The sequence below is a fragment of the Mycobacterium sp. 20KCMC460 genome (assembly GCF_022179425.1).
In the GTDB taxonomy this organism is placed as follows: Bacteria; Actinomycetota; Actinomycetes; order Mycobacteriales; family Mycobacteriaceae; genus Mycobacterium; species Mycobacterium kiyosense.
The window spans coordinates 4203155-4224897 of sequence record NZ_AP025524.1; the positions used below are offsets into that span (position 1 = coordinate 4203155).

Consider the following 21743-nt stretch of genomic DNA (forward strand, 5'->3'; position numbering starts at 1 on the left):
AGGGCCTGGTGGCCATCGAAATGGAAGCCATGCTCGCCAAGATCAAAGATCGGCAGTGGGCGCTCGCCGACATCGACTGGGATGCACCGGGTGCCGAAACCATCCGGCCCGAGTTCCGGCCGAAACTCAAGGCGTTCATGGCCGACTTGTGCTGGATCGAGAACATCGGCGCCCGCGGGTTCGCGGCGCTGGCCAAGAAGGCGCCCAACCCGACGATCGCCGAAATCTACCGGTACTTCCACGCCGAGGAGCAACGGCACGCCAACGCAGAACTGGCCCTGATGAAGCGTTGGGGCATGCTCGAGGACGGTGAGGTCCCCAAACCCAACGTCAATATCCGGCTGGCCATCGAGTGGCTGGACGCCTACTCCGACGACATGCCGCTGTCGGTGCTGGGCACCGTGATCCCGATGCTGGAGGTGGCGCTGGACGGCGCACTGCTCAAGTTCCTGCTGGACACTGTCGAGGACCCGGTCTGTCACCAGGTGTTCGAGAAGATCAACAACGACGAATCACGCCACATCGCAGTTGATTTCGCGGTGCTGGAGATGATCGGGCACGCCACCGCGCGGCGGCTGGCCATCGAATTCGTCGGCACCGTCGCGACTCCGGGCCTGATCCTGGGCGCGCTGATGTACGTACCGCTGCTCAACCGCATCCGCAACGAGATGGCCGGCATGGGCATGGAGGCCGAGCGACTCTTCAACGCCGTCAAGCGGTTCCGCCAACTCGGCGAGCGCGGTGATCGCACTCCGCGGGTGCCGGCCTACAAACTGCTCAAGCGCCATGCCGGGTGGGTGGTCAACCCACGGCACCCCTACCAGCTGCTGGCCAATTCCATGGTGTGGCTGTCCGACTTCTACCCCAAGCCGTTGCTGCGCCCGATGCCGAGCTGGTCGCGGGAGCTCACCCACGAGCCGGCGGCGTAGCACATGGCGACCGAACGCACTTATCAGACGCTGATCATCGGAGCCGGCTTCACCGGGCTCGGGGCGGCAATCCGGTTGGCCGAAGCCGGAATCGACGACGTCGTGATCCTGGAACGATCCGACCGGGTGGGCGGCACCTGGCGCGACACCCGCTATCCGGGGGCCAGCTGCGACGTCCCGTCGCTGCTGTACTCGTACTCGTTCGTCACGAACCCGAAGTGGTCGCGGACCTATTCCCCGGCCCCGGAGATCTATCGCCACATCGAGGAGATGGCCACCCGGTTCGGGACCCGCGACAAGATCCGGTTCGGCCACCAGGTCAGCGGCCTGACGTTCGACGAAGAGGCCGGCGTCTGGACCGCGAAGACCAAGAACCGCAAGCGGTTTCGGGCGCGCACCGTGGTGCTGGCGTCCGGGCCGCTGTCCGATGCCAGCTTCCCGGACATCCGCGGGCTGGACAGCTACCAGGGCCACAAGATTCACAGCGCCCGTTGGGACTGCGACTACGACTTCACCGGCAAGAAGGTGGCCGTCATCGGCACTGGCGCCAGCGCGATCCAGATCGTCCCGGAACTGGTCAAGCAGGCCGGGTTCGTCAAGGTGTTCCAGCGCACGCCCGGCTGGGTATTGCCGCGGCTGGACGTCGCCACCCCGCCCGCGGTGCAGGCGTTGTTCGCCAAACTTCCTGCCACCCAACAGCTCGCCCGCCAGGTGCTGTTCTGGGGCCACGAAGCCACCGCGACGGCGATGGTGTGGAACACCCCGCTGACCGCACTGGTGGCCCGGCTCGGCAAGGCCCACATCCGCGCGCAGGTCAAAGACCCCTGGCTGCGTCGCCAGCTGACACCGGACTTCGCGCCCGGCTGCAAACGGATGCTGATCTCCAGCGACTACTACCCGGCCCTGCAGCGCGAGAACTGCAAACTGATCGACTGGCCGATCGCGACGCTGAGCCCGGCCGGGATCCGCACCAGCGACGGCGTCGAACACCACCTGGACTGCATCGTGTTCGCCACCGGCTACGACGTCCACCTGAGCGGGCCGCCGTTCCCGGTCACCGGACTCGGCGGGCGCGCACTGGCCGCGGAATGGGCCGGTGGCGCACAGGCTTACAAGAGCATCAACGCGCACGGCTACCCGAATCTGTTCTTCATGACCGGCCCGAACTCCGGGCCCGGCCACAACTCGCTGCTGGTCTACATCGAAGGCCAGCTCGACTACGCGGTGCGGGGCATCAAAACCATCCTCGATGACGACCTGCGCTACCTCGACGTGCGCGAAGACGTCCAACGCCGGCACAACCAGCGCATCCAGCGCCGGTTGACCAAGACGACGTGGAACTCGGGCTGCCAGAGCTGGTATCTGACCAAGGACGGGTTCAACGGGTCGATGTACCCGGGGACGGCCACGCAGTATCTTCGCCAGATGCACAACTTCCGGTACGAGCACTACGACGCGATCGCCAACAATGCCCACGACACCCGGGACCGCGTCAGCGCACCGGCGTGACGCAACGCAGCGGCGGGGCGGCGGATCGACCGCCCCGTCCCGAGCCCGGCACCATCGCCAGCGTGCTGTACAACGTGCGCCGCACGCCGAAACGCGTGCGGCGCCAGTCCCGTGACTTCGTCGAAGCGGCGGTGACTCAGCTGTTCGACGCCGCGGTCCGCAATCCGCACGGCGCCGGCGAATCCGGGGAGTATCGGATCGAGGAGCTGGCCCGACTGGTCGGCACCACCACCCGCAACATCCGGGTCTACCGCGACCGCGGTCTGTTGCCACCGCCGCTGCGCGTCGGGCGCATCGCGTTGTTCAACGACACCCACCTGACCCGGCTGCGGCTGATCACCTCGATGCTGGACCGCGGCTACACCATCGCCCACGTGCGGGAGATGGTCAGCGCGTGGGAAGAAGGCAAAAACCTCGGCGACGTGCTGGGCCTGGAATCGGCCATCGTGGGGACCTGGACGACCGAGAAGCCCCAGACCATGCCGCTGACCGAAGCGCGCGAACTCGTGGACGACCCAAGCTCTTTCGACCGCATAGTGGGGCTGGGGTTGATCCGCATCGAAGGCGACCAGGCCACGCTGACCCGACCCAAACTCATCGAGGCCTTCAACGAGGTCCGCGGCTACGGGATCAGCACACACCGGCTCATCGACCTGCACGAGCAGATCGTGCCGAAGATCGATGAGATCAGCGACCTGCTGGTGCAAGCCGGTTTCGAACACGTCGCGGACCGCATCAAGCCCGGTGAGGCGCTGCCGGCGGACGCCGAAGTGGCCGAGCTGATCACCATGCTGGTGCGGTTCCGGACTCAAGCGGTCGCCACCGTCACCGCGACCCTGGCATCGTCGATCGAAGCCAACATCGAATCTCTGGTCAGCCGACTGCTGGCGGAATACCTGGAGAAGTCGGCCGCCGCCGAGACCGGAACCTGAGCGCGTTCCCTCAGTGCCTGCTCAGCGTCAGCGTCCCGTCGGTCTTGAGCACCTTGCTGGCCGTGATCCGCTCGGCTTTGCGCGCCTCGCGATCGAGGTATCGCTGCTTGGACTCGTCGAACTTGTCGGAGGCCTGCTCGAGCTCTTTGATCAGCACGGCCAGGTCGTCGCGCATCCACGCGGCCTCGCCGGTGAAGTCCTCGCGTTCGAAGATCCGCCACTTGCGCAGCACCGGCATGACCACCTCTTCGAGGTGGATACGCGGGTCGTAGACGCCGCCGACGGCGATGATCACCGCCTTGCGCCGGAACTCAGGCACGGTGAATCCGGGCATCTTGAAGTTGCGCAGGATCCGGTGCACCGAACGCATGGCCTGGTTGGGCGCGATGTCCAGGCCGGCCTCGCTGACGTCGCGGTAGAAGATCATGTGCAGGTTCTCGTCGTGAGAGACCCGGGCGAGCAGCTGGTCGGCGATGCTGTCGTTGCAGGCTTTGCCGGTGTTGCGGTGCGAGACGCGAGTCGCCAGCTCCTGGAACGAGACGTACATGACCGAGTCGAAGATGCTCTCGGCAAACAGGTCGCCCTGCTGGTTCTGGCCCGGGCTGAAGCCTCTGGTCATTTGCTCCACGCGCAGTTTCTCCAGCTCCACCGGATCGACCGCGCGGGTCACCACCAGGTAGTCGCGCAACGCGGTGCTGTGCCGGTTCTCTTCGGCGGTCCAGCGGTTGACCCACTGCCCCCAGGGCCCGTCCATGCTGAAGTTCATCGCGATCTCGCGGTGGTAGGACGGTAAGTTGTCCTCTGTCAACAGGTTCTGCACCATTGCGACCTGTGCCACGTCGGACAGCTGACTCTGCCCCGGCTCCCAGTCCTGGCCGTCCAGGGTGTAGTAATTCCTGCCGTCCGACCACGGGATGTAGTCGTGCGGACTCCACTCCTTGAACACCGACAGGTGGCGGTTGAGCAGTCGCTCCACCACCGGTTCCAGCTCTTCGAGTAGCTGCAGGTTGGTCATTTCTTTGGACACAGCAATCTCCCAGTTATCGATGTGCGGGGGTTATCAGCCCCAGGTTGCCGTCGTGGCGCGGGTACAGCAGCCCTCCGCGCCCGGTGGTCGCGTCGGTGTAGAACAGGTGCCGCAGCCCGTGGTCGCGTGCGCGGCGCACCGCGGCATCCTCGGAAAGCACCGGTGCGGCAAGGGGATTGACGATCAGCGGCACGGGTGGGCCGGAGTCCTCCGGTGACCACACCCAGCCCGGGGGACGCACGTGCTGCTGGCGGGCCAGGCGCAATCCGGACGGGCCGGCCCGATACACCACCGCGTCCTCACCCGTCTCGGCGTCGGTGAACAGATGCACGTCGTAGTCCATCGCGTCCATCACCTGGACGGCATCCAGTGGTGCGGTGCGTTGCAGCACAACCGTTTTACGACGGGTAAGCGTGGCGTCCGGGGCGACGGTCATCGGCCTGCGGGTCTGGTCCGGCCACGGGCGGGGCCGCCACGGCGCACAGAGCCGGGCCACCTGGCGGTCCAGCCTGGCCAGGGCCGGCGCCAGATCGTCGACGCCGCTGGTGACGGCCGCCACACGGGCCGGCAGGTCGCCGATCCGCAGGTTCACCTGCACCACCATCGGACCGCGCCCGCACCGCCCCGTCTTGACCCGCACCCGGGCACCACCGGTGAGCCCGCGACGATCCAGAATGCACTTGACTGCCCGGGCAATCTGTTCGGCGCGGGCAGTCGACAGGTTTCCACCGGAGAAAACGGTGACCTCGGGTGATTCCTGCACGAACTCGGGTGCACCCATTCCCTGCGACCCCGCTTTCCTGTTATTCGTGACGATTCACGTTCAGCGACACCGAATGTCACCGTTAACCAGGGTCGCTGGCAGGCACCTGCACCGAATAGGGACCAAAGTCCCGCGCGGACATGCCGTCGGTCACCTCATGGTGGCGTCGACAGGGGACGCCCGAATGGCGTGGATGCCGCCGATTTCGTCGGTGTGGACCCGCGCCCACGGCGGTCCGGGCAGCCTCAGCCCGTCAGTGCCGCTCGACAAGGTAGGGCGTCAAGGTGGAGAGCTTCTCGCAGGTCTCTTCGAATTCACGCTCGGGGTCGGACGCCTCGATGATGCCCGCGCCGGCCCGCAGCCAGCCACGCCCTTCGCATTCGTACGCGGCTCGCAGCGCCAGGGCGGCGTCGAGTCCCCCGTCCGACGAGAAGGTCACCACCGCACCCGAATACAACCCGCGTGGGCCCTCGTCCAGACGCAGGATTGCTTCCACACCACTGGCTTTCGGGATACCTGAGGCGGTGACGGCCGGGAACAGCGCTTCCAGCGCGTCCATTCGGTCACTGGCCGGGTCCAGCCGCCCGGTGACGGTCGACCCCAGGTGCTGCACGCTGCCTCGTTCGCGCACCGCCATGAAGTCGACGACGGCCGCGGTTCCCGGCTCGGCGATCTCGCTGATCTCCTGAAGCGAGGTGCGTACCGAAATGGCGTGCTCGACAATCTCTTTGGAATTCGACTCCAGATCGTCGCGGGCCTGCCGGTCGGGTACGGCACCGCGGCCCAGCGCACGTGTTCCGGCCAACGGCTCGGTGACCACCACACCGTCGGGCAGTACCGCGGTGACCAGTTCCGGGCTATAACCCAGCGCGCGGATACCCCCGAGCCGCAACAGGAACGACCGCACGGGCGTGTTGTGGCGCCGGCCCAGCCGGTAGGTCGCCGGAAAGTCCAGCGCGAAGGGTATTTCCAGCGAGCGCGACAGGATCACCTTGTCGTAGTTTCCGGCGACGATCTCGCCGACGGCCACCGCCACCCGATCGCGATAACCCGAGGGGTCCGCCGACAGGTCCACCGTCGTGGGCCGGGGCACCGCGCGCACTCCGTCGGCAAGCAACCGCTCCACGGTTTCCCGGTGCTTGGCGTCGGCGCTGAACAGGCGGATCTCCTCCGCGGTGACCACGATGCGGGTGCGCGGCCAGAACAGCCGGGCCAGCGGCGTGTGCGGCGCCAGCCGTTGTTGCAGACCGAAGCGATAGACGCCGAATTCGAAAGCAACCCAGCCGAAGAGATGGTCGGTTTCCAGCAGCAAGCGGTCGATGGCCTCGCCCAGCACCGCCGCCGGGCGCCCCGTCCACCGCTGGCGCCGGGTCACGCCGTCACGCACGACCCGCAGCTCGTCGCTGTCCAGTTCCACCATCGCCTGCACGCCGGCAGCCAGCACCCATTGCCCGTTCTGCTCGTAGAGCAGGTATTCGTCGCCCACCGGCTCAGCGAGCCGGGCGGCCAGTTCGGCAGCTACGTCAGCGGGGTCGACCCCGCCCGGCAGCGGGATGGCCGGCGACTCGGTGCTGGAAGAACTCGTCTCGACACTGGCCTCCATCATAATTAGTAAATGTAGCCTAACCTATCCACTAAGGCGGGGGGCGCCCCCGGGAGCGCGCCGGCCGTCCCCGGTACGGCCCGGCGGCGCGGTGCCGAGGGTCGCGTCGACGTCAAGCCGACTGCGCTGGCGCCTGTGCGCCGACCCGACACGGGGCTCCCAGCAAACTGACAGGTAATTGGTACTCGATCCACACCCTGCACCGACAAACGGCGCCAGCCTGCGAAATTGCGATTTCCGCTGGTTACAAGCAGATTTCGGCGAGGGTACCGGCACGAAAACTGGGCTAAATCGGCAGCTTGTCCGCTCCAGCTGAGTGGCGGGTGGACATCGGCGCGGTTACGTTCGCAGCGATATCTCGCGGTCGCCCACCGACGGCCGGTTGTTCTCGAATCGCGATGAGCGCGGAGGGTGTCGGATGCTGCACGAGTTCTGGGAGAACTTCACCCACAACCTGTTCAAGCCGCTACTGCTGTTCTTCTACTTCGGGTTTCTGATCCCAATCCTCAAGGTTCGCTTCGAATTTCCCTACGTCATCTACCAAGGCCTGACGATGTACCTGCTGCTGGCCATCGGCTGGCACGGCGGCGAGGAACTGGCCAAGATCAAGCCCTCAAGCATCGGCGTCATCGTCGGCTTCATGGTGGTCGGCTTCGTGTTGAATTTCGTGATCGGCAGCTTGGCCTACTTCCTGCTCGGTCGCATGACCCGAATGCGGCGCGTCGACCGAGCCACGGTCGCCGGCTATTACGGATCGGACTCGGCCGGCACCTTCGCCACCTGCGTCGCGGTGCTGACCAGTGTCGGACTCGTCTTCAACGCCTACATGCCTGTCATGTTGGCGGTCATGGAGATCCCGGGCTGTCTGGTGGCGCTGTACCTGGTGGCTCGTCTGCGGCACCGCGGCATGGACCAGGCGGGTTATCTGCCCGACGAGCCCGGCTACACCGCACCCGCCCGGGTCAGCATCGGCCCCGGCACCGTGGCCCGGCCCGCCAGTGGCCAGAGCGTCGAGAGCGAAGAACGCGCCATCGAGCAGGAGCTCGAGCTGTCGATGGAAAAGAACGAACACGGCGGCTGGGACGACACCGTTACCAAACCGGGCACCAGTGCCAAGAAGGCGTCGCTGTTCTCCCGCGATCTGCTGCAGGAGGTGTTCCTGAATCCGGGGCTGTGCCTGCTGCTCGGCGGCATCGTCATCGGCCTGATCAGCGGGCTGCAGGGCGAGAAAGTCGTCCACGACGACGACACCTTCTTCGTCACCGCCTTTCAGGGCGTGCTGGCGCTGTTCCTGCTGGAAATGGGCATGACGGCGTCACGCAAGCTGCGCGACCTGCGCAGCGCGGGGAAGGGCTTCATCGTCTTCGGGCTGCTGGCCCCGAATGTCTTTGCCGCACTTGGCATCGTCGTCGCGCACAGCTACGCGGCACTGACCGGCGCGGACTTCAAACCAGGCACCTACGTGTTGTTCGCCGTGCTGTGCGGTGCGGCCTCCTACATCGCCGTTCCCGCCGTCCAGCGCCTCGCGATCCCCGAAGCCAGCCCGACACTGCCGCTGGCGGCATCACTGGGCCTGACGTTCTCCTACAACGTGACGATCGGGATCCCGCTGTACATCGAATTCGCCCGCCTGGTCGGACACTGGTTCCATACCAGCTGAAACCCGGGTCAGCCCAGCAGCGTCCGCACCACACCGTCGGCCAGTAGCCGCCCCCGGTCGGTGAGCACCAGGCGGTCGCCGGCGGATTCCAGCAGCCCGTCGGCCCGCGCCGTCTCGGCCCGCTGACGTTCGGCTGCGTCCAGCAGATCAAGCGAAAGACCTTGTCGCAGCCGGATTCCCAGCAACACCTCCTCGGTGTGCAGCGCATCCGGGCCGAGTTCTTCGAAACCGGCTACCGGCAACGCACCATCCGCCAGTAGCTCGGCATAAGCGTTGGGATGCTTGACATTCCACCATCGGGTGGTGCCGACGTAGCCGTGCGCGCCCGGTCCCGCACCCCACCACTGACCACCGTTCCAGTAACCGAGGTTGTGCCGGCACTCACCTCCGGGCCGAGACCAGTTCGACACCTCGTACCAGTTCATCCCTGCCGCCGAAAGACGTTCGTCGACCAGTTCGTAGCGATGCGCGAGCACGTCGTCGTCGGGGGCGGTGAGTTCACCGGCACGGACCCGCCTGGCCATCGCGGTGCCCTGCTCGACCACCAGCGCGTAGGCCGAGACGTGATCGACCCCGGTCTGCACCGCCGTGTCCACCGAGCGCAGCAGATCGTCGTCGCTCTCCCCCGGAGTTCCGTAGATCAGGTCCAGGCTGACGTGCTCGAAACCCACCGCCAGCGCCTCGCGGGCGGCCGCCGCCGACCGGTTGGGAGTGTGCACCCGGTCCAGCACACCGAGTACGTGCGGAACCACCGACTGCATGCCGAGCGATACCCGCGTATAGCCGGCCGCGCGGATCGTCTCGAAGAACTCCGGCCACGTCGACTCCGGGTTGGCCTCGGTGGTGATCTCGGCGTCCGGCGCCAGGGCGAAGTGTTCGCGCACCTGGTTCAGCAGGGTGGTCAAGCGGGCAGCGCCCAGCAGCGACGGCGTCCCCCCGCCGACGAAGACGGTCTGCACCGTCGGGCCGTCCAGCCGGGCGGCCGCCAACTCCAGCTCGGTGCGCAACGCCGCCAGCCAGGCGTCCGGGTTCACCCCGCCCAGTTCAGCCGGGGTGTAGGTGTTGAAGTCGCAGTATCCGCACCGGGTGATGCAGAACGGGACGTGTACGTACAGCCCGAACGGTCGTCCCGCAGTGGGCCGCGCCGCCGGTAGCTCCGCGTGGGGGGCTGACCCGGTCTCGCTCCGGGTCTCGCTGAGGGCCATGCCCGAAATTCTGGCACGAAGCCCCTGTATATGACGTTTTCCCAGGCTGTTCCCGGTTTTCTTGGCCTGATCACTCAGGTTTGGGACCTAGTTTTAATCACTGTGATGAGAAATTTGACCTGGTAGCACGGCACGTCGGGATTCATGGCAGAATGGCACCCGTGACTGTCGCCGAATCGAACCTGCGGGTAGCGCTGGTGGTGCGACGGCATATCGACCTCAAGCGCGTTTGCAGCTGCTGCTGTCTGTCTTGATGTCGTAGACCCAGCCCATCTGTACCCCTGGCTGCCGGATCTGCGCCGCCGGAAGCAACGGTGCGCTGCGCGGATTCCAGCCGGTCTCGTTCGTGAAGGAGTCCCCGTATGACCACAGCACGCCCCGCGAAGGCGCCCCGCAATGAGGGACAGTGGGCGCTGGGCAATCGCGAGCCGCTGAACCCCAACGAGGAGATGAAGAAAGCCGGCGCGCCCCTCGAGGTCCGCGAGCGCATCGAGAACATCTACTCCAAGCAGGGCTTCGACAGCATCGACAAGAGCGACCTGCGCGGCCGTTTCCGCTGGTGGGGCCTGTACACCCAGCGCGAGCAGGGCTACGACGGCTCGTTCACCGGCGACGACAACATGGACATGCTCGAGGCCAAGTACTTCATGATGCGGGTGCGCTGCGACGGCGGTGCCATCTCGGCGACCGCGTTGCGCGTATTGGGCCAGATCTCGACGGAGTTCGCCCGCGACACCGCCGACATCTCCGACCGGGAGAACATCCAGTACCACTGGATCCGGGTCGAGGACGTCCCGGAGATCTGGCGCCGGCTCGACGAGGTGGGGTTGCAGACCACCGAGGCCTGCGGCGACTGCCCCCGCGTGGTGCTCGGTTCGCCGCTGGCCGGTGAATCGCTGGACGAGGTGCTCGACCCCACCTGGGCGATCGACGAGATCGTCAAGCGCTACATCGGCAAGCCCGAGTACGCCGACCTGCCGCGCAAGTACAAGACCGCCATCTCCGGGCTGCAGGACGTCGCCCACGAGATCAACGACATCGCGTTCATCGGAGTCAACCACCCCGAGCACGGGCCCGGGCTGGACCTGTGGGTCGGCGGCGGGCTCTCCACCAACCCGATGCTGGCCCAGCGGCTCGGGGCGTGGGTTCCGCTGGACGAGGTGCCCGAGGTGTGGGAGGCGGTGACGTCGATCTTCCGGGACTACGGTTACCGGCGACTGCGCGCCAAGGCGCGGCTGAAGTTCCTGGTCAAGGACTGGGGCGTGCAGAAGTTCCGGGAGGTCCTGGAGACCGAGTACCTCAAGCGTCCACTGATCGACGGCCCGGCGCCCGACCAGATCGCGCACCCGATCGACCACGTGGGCGTGCAGCGACTCAAGAACGGGCTCAACGCCATCGGCGTCTCCCCCATCGCCGGACGGGTCTCCGGCACCATCCTGAGCGCGGTCGCGGACCTGGCCGACAACGCCGGATCCAACCGGATCCGGCTCACCCCTTACCAGAAGCTGGTCATGCTCGACGTGCCCGACGATAAAGTCGACGAGACGGTCGCTGGACTGGAAAGCCTGGGCCTGCAATCGAAGCCGTCGCGCTGGCGCCGAAACCTGATGGCGTGCAGCGGAATCGAATTCTGCAAACTGTCATTCGCCGAAACACGGGTGCGGGCACAGTCTTTGGCGCCCGAGCTGGAAGCCCGGCTGGAGGACATCAACGGCGAACTCGACGTGCCGATCACGGTCAACATCAACGGCTGCCCCAACTCGTGCGCCCGCATCCAGATCGCCGACATCGGGTTCAAGGGCCAGATGGTCGACGACGGCAACGGCGGCTCGGTCGAAGGCTTCCAGGTTCACCTCGGCGGCGGCCTCGGCCTGGACAGCGGCTTCGGGCGCAAACTGCGCCAGCACAAGGTCACCAGCGAAGAGCTGGGCGATTACATCGACCGGGTGACCCGCAACTTCCTCAAACACCGCAACGACGGTGAACGCTTCGCGCAGTGGGCCATCCGCGCGGAGGAGGACGACTTGCGATGAGCGAGGCGCCCAAACTGAACGAGGACCAACTGCGCGAGCTGGCGGCCCGCGGCGCTGCCGAACTCGACGGTGCCGACGCCATGGAGCTGTTGCGGTGGACCGAGCAGCACTTCGGCAACATCAACGGACCGCGCGGCTGGGCGACGTGCAACTACGTGGTGGCCTCCAACATGCAGGACGCGGTGCTGGTGGATCTGGCCGCCAAGGTGCGCCCGGGTGTTCCGGTGATGTTCCTGGACACCGGCTATCACTTCGTGGAGACCATCGGCACCCGCGACGCGATCGAATCCGTCTACGACATCCGGGTGGTCAATGTCACCCCGGAGCACTCGGTGGCAGAGCAGGACAAGCTGCTGGGCAAGGACCTGTTCAGCCGGGACCCCGGCGAGTGCTGCCGGCTGCGCAAGGTCGTTCCGCTGGGCAAGGCGTTGCGCGGGTATTCCGCGTGGGTGACCGGCATCCGCCGGGTCGAGGCGCCGACCCGTGCCAATGCCCCGCTGATCAGCTTCGACGAGGCGTTCAAGCTGGTGAAGATCAACCCGCTGGCCGCCTGGTCAGACCAGGACATGCAGGACTACATCGACAAGCACGATGTGTTGGTCAATCCCCTTGTCTACGAAGGATATCCGTCAATCGGTTGCGCCCCGTGCACGGCCAAGCCGATCGAAGGCGCCGATCCGCGCAGCGGGCGCTGGCAGGGGCAGGCCAAGACCGAATGCGGGCTGCACGCGTCGTGACCCCTCTCATATTGACCGCGCACGGCAGCGCCGACCCGCGGTCGGCGGCCAACGCCCGCGCCGTCGCGGCCCGGGTGGCCCGGCTGCGCCCCGGCCTCGACGTGCGGGTTGCGTTCTGCGAGCACAACTCTCCGGGCCTGGGCGAGGTGCTGGACTCGTGTGCCGGTGCGGCGATTGTGACGCCGCTGCTACTGGCCGACGCCTACCACGCACGCGTGGACATTCCGGGCCAGATCGCAGCGTGCGGTGTCGGCGACCTGGTCCGGCAGGCCGGCGTGTTGGGCGAGGACGACCGGCTGGTGTCGGTGCTGCGGCACCGGGTCGTCGAACTGGGGGTGTCGCGGCTCGACGACAGCGTCGGCGTGCTGGTGGTGGCGATCGGTTCGTCGAACCCGGTCGCGAATGCGCGTACAGCCGCGGTGGCCCCCAGGCTGGCAGCCGGAACCCGTTGGGCCGCAGTGGCAACGGCGTTCGCCACGCACACCGAACCGTCGCTGGACGAAGCGGTCGATGAGTTGCGCAGCCAGGGCGCCGGCCGGGTGGTCATCGCGCCGTGGTTCCTGGCGCCGGGCCGCATCCCGGACCGGGTCGAGCGGTTCGCGCGCGGCGCCGGGGCGGCGATGGCCGCGCCGCTGGGCGCGCACCGCCTGGTGGCCGCGACGGTGCTGGACCGCTTCGATCAAGCTGCGGCGCAACGCATCGCGGCCTGACCCGGGCGTCGGCTCAGGCCGATGTGAGCGTGGGCTCGTCCTCGTCGTTTGCCGCACCGTTTAACGACACGTCGCCCGGGTCGACAATCGGCGGCACCCGGGTTGCGCGCACGTAGACGGTGTCGCCCTCCTTCAGCGCCAGAGCCTCGGCGTCACCTCGGGTGATCTGTGCGGTGAACGGGCCTCCGCTGACCGCGCTGGTCAGTTCGACCCGGACCTCGAATCCGAGCGTCACTACCCGGTCGACGGTGGCGCGCACGACGCCGATCGACTCCGCCGTGCCGTCACCGCCGGCGACCGCCATGTCGGGGTTGCGGCCCACCCGAATGTCGTGCGGACGGACCAGAGCACCGTTCAGCACGGACACCGCGCCCAGGAAGGACATCACGAACGCGTTCGCGGGCGCGTCGTAGACCTCCGTCGGGGAACCGACCTGCTCGATGCGGCCCTTGTTCAGCACGGCGATCCGGTCGGCCACGTCCAGCGCCTCGGCCTGATCGTGGGTGACCAGCACGGTGGTGACATGGACCTCGTCGTGCAGGCGACGCAGCCAGGACCGCAGGTCTTCGCGGACCTTGGCGTCCAGGGCGCCGAACGGTTCGTCGAGCAGCAGCACCTGCGGGTCGACGGCCAGCGCCCGGGCCAGCGCCATACGCTGCCGCTGCCCGCCGGAGAGCTGGTTGGGGTAGCGGTTCTGGAATCCGCTCAGCCCCACCACCTCCAGCAGATGGTCTACCTTCTCCTTGATCTCGGCCTTGGGCCGCTTACGGATCTTCAACCCGTAAGCCACGTTGTTGCGCACGGTCAGATGCTTGAACGCCGCATAGTGCTGGAACACGAATCCGATCCCACGACGTTGGGTCGGCACCCGGGTGACGTCGCGCCCCTTGATGGTGACCGTTCCCGAATCAGGTTGGTCGAGACCGGCGATGGTACGCAGCAGCGTCGACTTGCCCGACCCGCTGGGCCCCAGCAACGCCGTCAACGAGCCGGTGGGCACCACGAAGTCCACGTGATCCAGCGCCACGAAATCGCCGTACTGCTTGAAAGCGTCCTGCACCACGATCGCGTGCTCACGCGGGGCGGCTGCGGTATCGGTCATCGTCGAATCTCCTTGTCCGGCTTACTTACTTACCCGTGCCCGGCGTACATCCAGCACCACCTGGACGACCAGCACCAAAACGGCGACGGCCATCAACAACGTCGACAGCGCGTAGGCGCCGTACTCTGCCCCGCGGTTGTAGCGGTCCGACACCAGCAGTGTCAGTGTCTGCGACTCGCCGGGCAGGTTGGACGACACCATGATGACCGCGCCGTACTCACCGAGGGTTCGGGCGATGGTCAGCACGATGCCGTAGGTCAGGCCCCACCGGATGGACGGCAGCGTGATCCGCCAGAATGTCTGCCACCAACCAGAACCCAGGGTCGCGGCGGCCTGCTCCTGATCGGTTCCCAGTTCGTGCAGCACCGGTTCCACCTCGCGCACGACGAACGGCAGCGTGACGAAGATGCTGGCCAGCACGATGCCCGGCAGCCCGAAGATGATCTTGAACCCGAAGTCTCGCTCCACGAACCCCAGCGCACCGCCGGCCCCCCACAGCACGATCAGCGAGACACCCACAATCACCGGCGACACGGCGAACGGCAGGTCGATGACCGCCTGCAGAATGCCTTTGCCACGAAACCGGTTGCGCGCCAACACCAAAGCCGTCGGAATGCCGAACACCACGTTCAGCGGGACCACGATGGCCACCACCAGCAGGGAGAGGTTCAGCGCAGCGACCGCGGCCGGTGTGCTGATCCAGTCGTAGAACTGCCCCAACCCGGGCCGGAAGGTGCGCCACAGGATGAGCATCACCGGAATGATCAGCAGCACAGCGATATACGCCAGCGCGGTGTAGCGCAGCAGGTAGCGGACCGGACGCGAGGAAGTCGCGGCGGTCGGGGAAGTCGCGGCGGTCAATGTCCCAACTCCTCGCGTTTGGCCGCCCGCCCCCCGACGACGCGCAGGAGCAGCAGTACGACGAACGAAATAGACAGCAGCACAATGGATATCGCGGCAGCACCGGTGCGGTCGTCGTTCTCGATCAAGGTCCGGATCCACTGCGAGGAGACCTCGGTCTTGCCCGGCACCGCACCGCCGATCAGAACCACCGACCCGAACTCGCCGATCGCCCGCGAAAACGCCAGGCCCGCACCGGACAACAACGCGGGCAGCAACGACGGCAGCACGATGGAGACGAAGATCTTGGGACCGTTGGCGCCCAGCGACGCCGCCGCTTCCTCGGCTTCCCGGTCGACCTCGAGCAGCACCGGCTGCACGGCGCGCACCACGAACGGCAGGGTGACGAACGCCAGCGCGACCCCGACACCCCACTCGGTGTGTTGCAGGTGCAGTCCCACCGGGCTGTGGTTCCCGTACAGCGCCAGCATCACCAGGCTGGCGACGATGGTCGGCAGCGCGAACGGCAGGTCGATCACGGCGTCCACCAGGCGCTTGCCGAAGAAGTTGTCGCGCACCAGTACCCAGGCGATCAGCAGGCCGAACAACGTATTCAGCAGCGTCACCCCGGCCGAAATGGTGAGCGTCACCCGAAACGACTCGATCGCCGCGTTCGAGGTGACCGCCAGCCGGAAGGCGTCCCAGCCGCCGCCGACCGCCTGCCACAGGATGGCCGCCAGCGGCAGCAGCACGATCACCGACAGCCACACGGTCGCCACGCCGACGCGCAGTGAGGTGGTGCCGGCCCGCCCGCGGGCAACCGCGACCACGCCGGGGGCGTCGCCGCCGGGCTGGTCGATTTCGGGGCGGATCGCCTCCGGATCTGGGGTTATCGTCACGGTCATCCGGTGGCCTGCGTATAGATCTTGGTGATGCTGCCGGCGTTCTTGTCGAACAGTTGCGGATCGACGACGTCCCAGCCGCCGAGGTCGGCGATGGTCCACAGTTTCGCCGGCAACGGGAACTGGTCGCGGAACGCGGCGGCAACCGAGGGGTCGACCGGCCGGAACCCGGCCTGTGCCCACAGCTTCTGCGCCGCTGCGGTGTACTGGAAGTTCTTGAAGGCGTTTGCCGCGGCCAAGTGCGGGCTGGTGGTGATCACCGCCATGGGGTTCTCGATCTTGAATGTCTGCGGCGGGGTGACGTGCTCGACCGGCTTGCCCGCGCGTTCGGCGGCGATGGCCTCGTTCTCGTAGCTGATCAGCACATCTCCACTGCCTTGAACGAAGACGTCCGTGGCTTCACGGCCCGAGCCCGGACGCAGTTTCACGTGTTCCCTCACCAATCGGCTGACAAACTCGATGCCCGCCTGGCTGTTGTGGCCGCCTTCGCTCTTGACCGCGTAGGGGGCCAACAGGTTCCATTTGGCCGATCCGGAGCTCAGCGGGCTCGGGGTGATCACTTCGATTCCGGGCCGCAGTAAGTCGTCCCAGTCCCTGATGTTCTTCGGGTTGCCCTTGCGCACCACCAGCGTCACCACCGATCCGAACGGAATGCCTTTGGTGGCGTCGGTATTCCAATCCTTGGCGACCTTGCCGGACTTGATCAGCCGGGTGATGTCGGGCTCCACCGAAAAGTTGACCAGGTCGGCCGGCTTGCCCTCGGCGACGCCGCGTGACTGGTCACCCGAGGCGCCGTAGGTGGCGATCACCTGCACCCCCTTGCCTTCCTCGGAGGCGTTGAACGCCGGACCCACCTTGGCCCAACCGGGTTCGGCGACCGAATACGCAACCAGCGTCACGCTGGTTTTCGCGTTAGCCAGGCCCCCGCCGCCGACGACGTCGCTGGGACCCCCGCGGCAGGCCGCCACCGTCCCGATCGTCAAGACGAGCGCCACCAGCGCTTGCCAGCGCGGTGCACCCCTGTACTCCAACATCTACGGTCATCAGCCTTCCGGTGCGGGACTTATTCAATGGGTTCATCTGTCCCGTAGCTGCGGATGGGCGATCAATCAGAATCGATACGATTCACCGACTCCACACCAACCGCGCACGGGGTTAGGGAGTCAGCGACAACAGCGCACGCCGGCCGCGGCGCAGACCACGGCCGCAGGGTGGCAACCGGGCGCGACGACGTCGCGCTGCAAAACCTCGGTTGCTGCGTGCATGTCGCGAAGCGTAACAGAGTTCAGCGGACTGGCAATTCGACGGGCTGATCAGTGGGTGAGCAGCCAAGCGACGATCACCAGAACCACCAGAGCGGCCAGCACCAGCGACACGTGCGAACGCGGCATCGGAGCGTTATCCGGAGACTTCGGAGTGGCGAATGCGACGCAGCATCCGGGTGGCCCGGCCCAGCACCGCGTCCAGCGTCGCGGCCAGGAAGTACGCCAGCGCCAACACGATCGGCATGACCGCCAGCGCCTGAAGCACGAAGGGCAGCCCGGAGAGCCAAAGCTCCACGCTGTCCCACCAATTCAGGAAGCCGTTCACCGAGCCCACCCTATGCGGCGGAGACCCGCGAGACCAATGGGATTCGGTCAGCCTTGTTGCCGCCGGTAACACCTCGGTAGCGAAGGTGGACGACGGACAGGTGAACGGTCGATGATGTCGGGATGGTCCTGCACGCCGACTCCGCCGACTCAACTGACGACCGGGTGGTCCCCCTTGACGAACCCGAGTTGCACGCGCTCGACGGCACTTCGGTGGCATTCGAGTCGAGCGGGCCGTATGAGTCCAGCTCGCCGTCACGCAACCCGTTCCCGCCGATCGCCGACTACTCGTTCCTGTCGGACTGGGAGACGACCTGCCTGATCTCGCCGGCGGGTTCGGTGGAGTGGCTGTGTGTGCCGCGGCCGGACTCCCCCAGCGTGTTCGGCGCGATATTGGACCGCAGCGCCGGCCACTTCCGGCTCGGCCCCTACGGCGTATCGGTGCCCTCGGCGCGGCGGTACCTGCCCGGCAGTCTGATCATGGAAACCACCTGGCAGACCCACACCGGTTGGCTGATCGTGCGCGACGCGCTGGTGATGGGGCCGTGGCACGACATCGAGCGGCGCTCGCGTACCCACCGCCGGACCCCGATGGACTGGGACGCCGAGCACATTCTGCTGCGCACGGTGCGCTGTGTCAGCGGCACCGTCGAGTTGATGATGAGCTGCGAACCCGCCTTCGACTATCACCGCACCGACTGTACCTGGGAATATTCGGCGAACGCCTACGGCGAGGCGATCGCGCGCGCCAGCCGGCAACCCGACGCGCACCCCACGTTGCGGCTGACCACCAACCTCAACATCGGGCTGGAGGGCCGGGAAGCGCGCGCCCGAACCCGGATGAAGGAGGGCGACAACATCTTCGTCGCGCTGAGCTGGACCAAGCACCCGGCGCCGCAGACCTACGAAGAGGCCGCACACAAGATGTGGCAGACCACCGAGTGCTGGCGGCAGTGGATCAACATCGGCAACTTCCCCGACCACCCGTGGCGGGCTTACCTGCAGCGCAGTGCGCTGACCCTGAAGGGCCTGACCTACTCCCCGACCGGCGCGCTGCTGGCCGCGAGCACCACGTCGCTGCCCGAGACACCGCACGGCGAACGCAACTGGGACTACCGCTACGCCTGGATCCGCGACTCCACCTTCGCGTTGTGGGGGCTTTACACACTGGGCCTGGACCGCGAGGCCGACGACTTCTTCGCCTTCATCGCCGACGTGTCCGGCGCCAACAGCAACGAGCGGCATCCGCTGCAGGTGATGTACGGCGTCGGCGGGGAGCGCAGCCTGGTCGAAGAGGAGCTCAACCATCTGTCCGGCTACGACCATGCCCGACCGGTGCGGATCGGCAACGGCGCCTACGACCAGGTCCAGCACGACATCTGGGGTTCGGTGCTGGACTCGTTCTACCTGCACGCCAAGTCGCGCGAGCAGGTCCCGGAGACGCTGTGGCCGGTGCTGAAGAAGCAGGTCGAGGAGGCGATCACGCACTGGCGCGAGCCGGACCGCGGGATCTGGGAGGTGCGCGGTGAGCCGCAGCATTTCACTTCGTCGAAGGTGATGTGCTGGGTGGCGCTGGACCGGGGCGCCAAGCTGGCTGAGAAGCAGGGTGAGCGGAGTTACGCGCAGCGATGGCGCGAGATCGCCGAGGAGATCAAGGCGGACATCCTTCAGCATGGGGTGGACTCGCGCGGGGTGTTCACCCAGCGCTATGGAGACGATGCCCTCGACGCTTCGCTGTTGCTGGTGGTGCTGACGCGGTTCCTGCCGCCGGATGACCCGCGGGTGCGCAACACCGTGCTGGCGATCGCCGACGAGCTCACCGAGGAAGGCCTGGTGCTGCGCTACCGGGTCGAGGAGACCGACGACGGGCTCTCCGGCGAGGAGGGCACCTTCACCATCTGCTCGTTCTGGCTGGTTTCGGCGCTGGTGGAGATCGGCGAGGTGGCCCGCGCCAAGCGGCTGTGTGAGCGGCTGCTGTCTTTCGCCAGTCCGCTGCACCTGTACGCCGAGGAGATCGAGCCGCGCACCGGGCGCCACCTGGGCAACTTCCCGCAGGCGTTCACGCACCTGGCGCTGATCAATGCGGTGGTACACGTGATCCGGGCCGAGGAGGAAGCCGACGGCTCCGGTGCGTTCCAGCCGGCCAACGCGCCGGTCTGAGTCACCTACCAGATAGGTCAGTTCGCGCCGACGAGCTTGTGCAACAAGAGCTTTGACGAGGTCGATTGTCCTGCTGCCGACACCGGCGTGCGGCCGAACGGTGCCGTCCCGCCCGGTACGGTTCGCCTTATTTCTTGCCCTTGTCCCCGGCGGCATCGGTGGACAGCGCCGCGACGAACGCCTCCTGCGGGACATCGACGCGGCCGATGGTCTTCATCCGCTTCTTGCCCTCTTTCTGCTTCTCCAGCAGCTTGCGCTTACGGGTGATGTCACCGCCGTAGCACTTGGACAGCACGTCCTTGCGGATGGCCCGAATATTTTCCCGCGCAATGATTTTCGATCCGATCGCAGCCTGCACCGGAACCTCGAACTGTTGGCGCGGGATCAGCTCTTTGAGTTTGGTCGTCATCTTGTTGCCGTAGGCGAACGCCGAATCCTTGTGCACGATCGCGCTGAACGCGTCGACGGCCTCGCCCTGCAGCAGGATGTCGACCTTGACCAGTTGGGCTTCCTGTTCACCGGCCTCTTCGTAGTCGAGGCTGGCGTAGCCGCGGGTGCGCGACTTCAGCGAGTCGAAGAAGTCGAAGATGATCTCGCCCAACGGCATTGTGTAGCGCAGCTCCACCCGCTCCGGCGACAGGTAGTCCATGCCGCCGAGCTCGCCGCGGCGTGACTGGCACAGTTCCATGATGGTGCCGATGAATTCGCTGGGTGCGATGATGGTGGTCTTGACCACCGGCTCGTAGACGGTACGGACCTTGCCTTCGGGCCAGTCCGACGGATTCGTCACCACGATCTCGGTGTTGTCCTCTTTCTCGACGCGGTACACGACGTTGGGCGAGGTGGAGATCAGGTCCAGGTCGAATTCGCGCTCCAGCCGCTCGCGGGTGATCTCCATGTGCAGCAGGCCCAGGAAGCCACAGCGGAAGCCGAAACCCAGCGCCACCGACGTTTCCGGCTCGTAGGTCAGGGCGGCGTCGTTGAGTTGCAACTTGTCCAGGGCGTCGCGCAGATTCGGGTAGTCGCTGCCGTCGACCGGGTAGAGGCCCGAATAGACCATCGGCTTGGGCTCGCGATAACCGGTCAGCGCTTCGGTGGCACCGTGACGCGCCGTGGTCACGGTGTCGCCGACCTTGGACTGACGGACGTCTTTCACCCCGGTGATGAGGTAGCCCACCTCGCCGACACCCAGACCGTCACTGGGCTTGGGCTCGGGCGAGACGATGCCGACCTCGAGCAGCTCGTGGGTGGCGCCGGTGGACATCATCGCGATTCGCTCGCGCGGTTTGATCTTGCCGTCGACCACCCGGACGTAGGTCACCACGCCGCGGTAGATGTCGTAGACGGAGTCGAAGATCATCGCGCGGGTGGGGGCGTCGGCGTCGCCCTGCGGGGGCGGCACCTCGCGCACCACATGGTCGAGCAGATCGGCGACGCCCGCACCGGTTTTGCCGGAAACCCTCAGCACGTCGCCCGGTTCGCAGCCGATGATGTGAGCGATCTCACCGGCGTAGCGGTCGGGGTCGGCGGCGGGCAGGTCGATCTTGTTGAGCACCGGGATGATGTGCAGGTCGCGGTCCAGGGCCAGGTAGAGGTTGGCCAGCGTCTGCGCCTCGATCCCCTGGGCGGCGTCGACCAGCAGTACCGCGCCCTCGCAGGCTTCCAGGGCGCGGGACACCTCGTAGGTGAAGTCGACGTGACCGGGGGTGTCGATCAGGTGCAGGACGTAGTTTTCGTTGTCGACCTGCCAGGGCAACCGGACGTTCTGCGCCTTGATGGTGATGCCACGCTCGCGCTCGATGTCCATCCGGTCCAGGTACTGCGCGCGCATCGAACGCTCGTCGACCACACCGGTCAGCTGCAGCATCCGGTCGGCCAGCGTCGACTTGCCGTGGTCGATGTGAGCGATGATGCAGAAGTTCCGAATCTGCGCCGGCGGCGTGAACGTCTTGTCGGCGAAACTGCTGATGGGAAATCTCCTGGTTGAGCGGTGTGCGAGTAGGCCCAGCGTATCCGTGCAGAACACCCCGGACACAATCACG

19 protein-coding genes are annotated in these 21743 nt (G+C 66.6%); 9 read left to right on the forward strand and 10 right to left on the reverse strand.

The genetic code is table 11. From position 1 onward, the window contains the following. Positions 1-8 precede the first annotated feature (8 nt). Genes MKCMC460_RS19460 through MKCMC460_RS19470 form a run of 3 tightly spaced genes read left to right on the forward strand, consistent with a single transcriptional unit; the run spans position 9 to position 3370 of the window. The gene (locus MKCMC460_RS19460) at positions 9-929 is read left to right on the forward strand and encodes a ferritin-like domain-containing protein (RefSeq protein ID WP_236982161.1); all 921 of its coding nucleotides are present in this window, start codon (positions 9-11) and stop codon (positions 927-929) included. Positions 930-932: 3 nt separating this feature from the next. Then, on the forward strand, positions 933-2438 hold the full coding sequence (locus MKCMC460_RS19465) for an NAD(P)/FAD-dependent oxidoreductase (RefSeq protein WP_236982159.1): 1506 nt from the start codon (positions 933-935) through the stop codon (positions 2436-2438). Beyond that, positions 2435-3370 (forward strand): MerR family transcriptional regulator, encoded by a 936-nt coding sequence (locus tag MKCMC460_RS19470; RefSeq protein WP_236982157.1) that lies wholly within the window; start codon positions 2435-2437, stop codon positions 3368-3370. Before MKCMC460_RS19465 ends, MKCMC460_RS19470 begins: the two co-directional genes overlap by 4 nt. 10 nt (positions 3371-3380) lie before the next feature. On the opposite strand, the gene MKCMC460_RS19475 is transcribed toward MKCMC460_RS19470, so the two are convergent. From MKCMC460_RS19475 to MKCMC460_RS19485, 3 genes are all read right to left on the reverse strand, one after another. Further along, positions 3381-4385, reverse strand: coding sequence for an acyl-ACP desaturase (locus tag MKCMC460_RS19475; protein ID WP_370653192.1), 1005 nt, complete (start codon positions 4383-4385; stop codon positions 3381-3383). 25 nt (positions 4386-4410) lie between these two features. Next, positions 4411-5178, reverse strand: coding sequence for a sigma 54 modulation/S30EA ribosomal C-terminal domain-containing protein (locus tag MKCMC460_RS19480; RefSeq protein WP_236982153.1), 768 nt, complete (start codon positions 5176-5178; stop codon positions 4411-4413). A 235-nt stretch (positions 5179-5413) separates the two neighbouring features. Next, on the reverse strand, positions 5414-6766 hold the full coding sequence (locus MKCMC460_RS19485) for a salicylate synthase (RefSeq protein ID WP_236982151.1): 1353 nt from the start codon (positions 6764-6766) through the stop codon (positions 5414-5416). 415 nt (positions 6767-7181) lie between these two features. Between MKCMC460_RS19485 and MKCMC460_RS19490 the strand changes: the two genes are divergently transcribed. Continuing rightward, positions 7182-8423: a sodium-dependent bicarbonate transport family permease gene (locus tag MKCMC460_RS19490; protein ID WP_238304715.1), complete on the forward strand. Its 1242-nt coding sequence runs from the start codon at positions 7182-7184 to the stop codon at positions 8421-8423. Between the two features lie 8 nt (positions 8424-8431). Here MKCMC460_RS19490 and hemW read toward each other — a convergent pair whose 3' ends face one another. Continuing rightward, positions 8432-9628 carry a radical SAM family heme chaperone HemW gene (hemW, locus tag MKCMC460_RS19495; RefSeq protein ID WP_236982149.1) on the reverse strand — a complete coding sequence of 399 codons (1197 nt, stop codon included), beginning with the start codon at positions 9626-9628 and terminating at the stop codon, positions 8432-8434. A 152-nt stretch (positions 9629-9780) separates the two neighbouring features. Between hemW and MKCMC460_RS31860 the strand changes: the two genes are divergently transcribed. The 4 genes from MKCMC460_RS31860 to MKCMC460_RS19510 all read left to right on the forward strand — a co-directional run bounded on the left by MKCMC460_RS31860 (position 9781) and on the right by MKCMC460_RS19510 (position 13108). Next, positions 9781-9882, forward strand: a complete 102-nt coding sequence (locus MKCMC460_RS31860; protein WP_370652898.1) for an Ms4527A family Cys-rich leader peptide — start codon at positions 9781-9783, stop codon at positions 9880-9882. A gap of 108 nt (positions 9883-9990) precedes the next feature. Next, positions 9991-11661: a nitrite/sulfite reductase gene (locus tag MKCMC460_RS19500; RefSeq protein WP_236982147.1), complete on the forward strand. Its 1671-nt coding sequence runs from the start codon at positions 9991-9993 to the stop codon at positions 11659-11661. Continuing rightward, positions 11658-12398: a phosphoadenylyl-sulfate reductase gene (locus MKCMC460_RS19505; RefSeq protein WP_236982145.1), complete on the forward strand. Its 741-nt coding sequence runs from the start codon at positions 11658-11660 to the stop codon at positions 12396-12398. Before MKCMC460_RS19500 ends, MKCMC460_RS19505 begins: the two co-directional genes overlap by 4 nt. Beyond that, a complete protein-coding gene (locus MKCMC460_RS19510) occupies positions 12377-13108 on the forward strand; it encodes a sirohydrochlorin chelatase (protein ID WP_238304717.1) in 732 nt (243 codons plus the stop codon). The genes MKCMC460_RS19505 and MKCMC460_RS19510 overlap by 22 nt, the downstream gene beginning before the upstream one ends. A gap of 13 nt (positions 13109-13121) precedes the next feature. Here MKCMC460_RS19510 and MKCMC460_RS19515 read toward each other — a convergent pair whose 3' ends face one another. From MKCMC460_RS19515 to MKCMC460_RS19535, 5 genes are all read right to left on the reverse strand, one after another. Continuing rightward, on the reverse strand, positions 13122-14210 hold the full coding sequence (locus MKCMC460_RS19515) for a sulfate/molybdate ABC transporter ATP-binding protein (RefSeq protein WP_236982141.1): 1089 nt from the start codon (positions 14208-14210) through the stop codon (positions 13122-13124). A gap of 21 nt (positions 14211-14231) precedes the next feature. Further along, entirely contained in the window at positions 14232-15071 is an 840-nt protein-coding gene (gene cysW, locus MKCMC460_RS19520; RefSeq protein WP_236982139.1) for a sulfate ABC transporter permease subunit CysW, read from the reverse strand. Further along, the gene (gene cysT / locus MKCMC460_RS19525) at positions 15068-15955 is read right to left on the reverse strand and encodes a sulfate ABC transporter permease subunit CysT (RefSeq protein ID WP_236982137.1); all 888 of its coding nucleotides are present in this window, start codon (positions 15953-15955) and stop codon (positions 15068-15070) included. Before cysT ends, cysW begins: the two co-directional genes overlap by 4 nt. Further along, entirely contained in the window at positions 15952-16986 is a 1035-nt protein-coding gene (locus tag MKCMC460_RS19530; protein WP_370652899.1) for a sulfate ABC transporter substrate-binding protein, read from the reverse strand. Before MKCMC460_RS19530 ends, cysT begins: the two co-directional genes overlap by 4 nt. Before the next feature lie 364 nt (positions 16987-17350). Then, a complete protein-coding gene (locus tag MKCMC460_RS19535; RefSeq protein ID WP_236982136.1) occupies positions 17351-17551 on the reverse strand; it encodes a hypothetical protein in 201 nt (66 codons plus the stop codon). A 113-nt stretch (positions 17552-17664) separates the two neighbouring features. Here MKCMC460_RS19535 and MKCMC460_RS19540 point away from each other — a divergent pair, with 113 nt between their 5' ends. Continuing rightward, positions 17665-19701, forward strand: coding sequence for a glycoside hydrolase family 15 protein (locus MKCMC460_RS19540; RefSeq protein ID WP_370652900.1), 2037 nt, complete (start codon positions 17665-17667; stop codon positions 19699-19701). A 127-nt stretch (positions 19702-19828) separates the two neighbouring features. On the opposite strand, the gene lepA is transcribed toward MKCMC460_RS19540, so the two are convergent. Continuing rightward, entirely contained in the window at positions 19829-21742 is a 1914-nt protein-coding gene (lepA, locus tag MKCMC460_RS19545) for a translation elongation factor 4 (RefSeq protein WP_370652901.1), read from the reverse strand. Position 21743 lies beyond the last annotated feature (1 nt).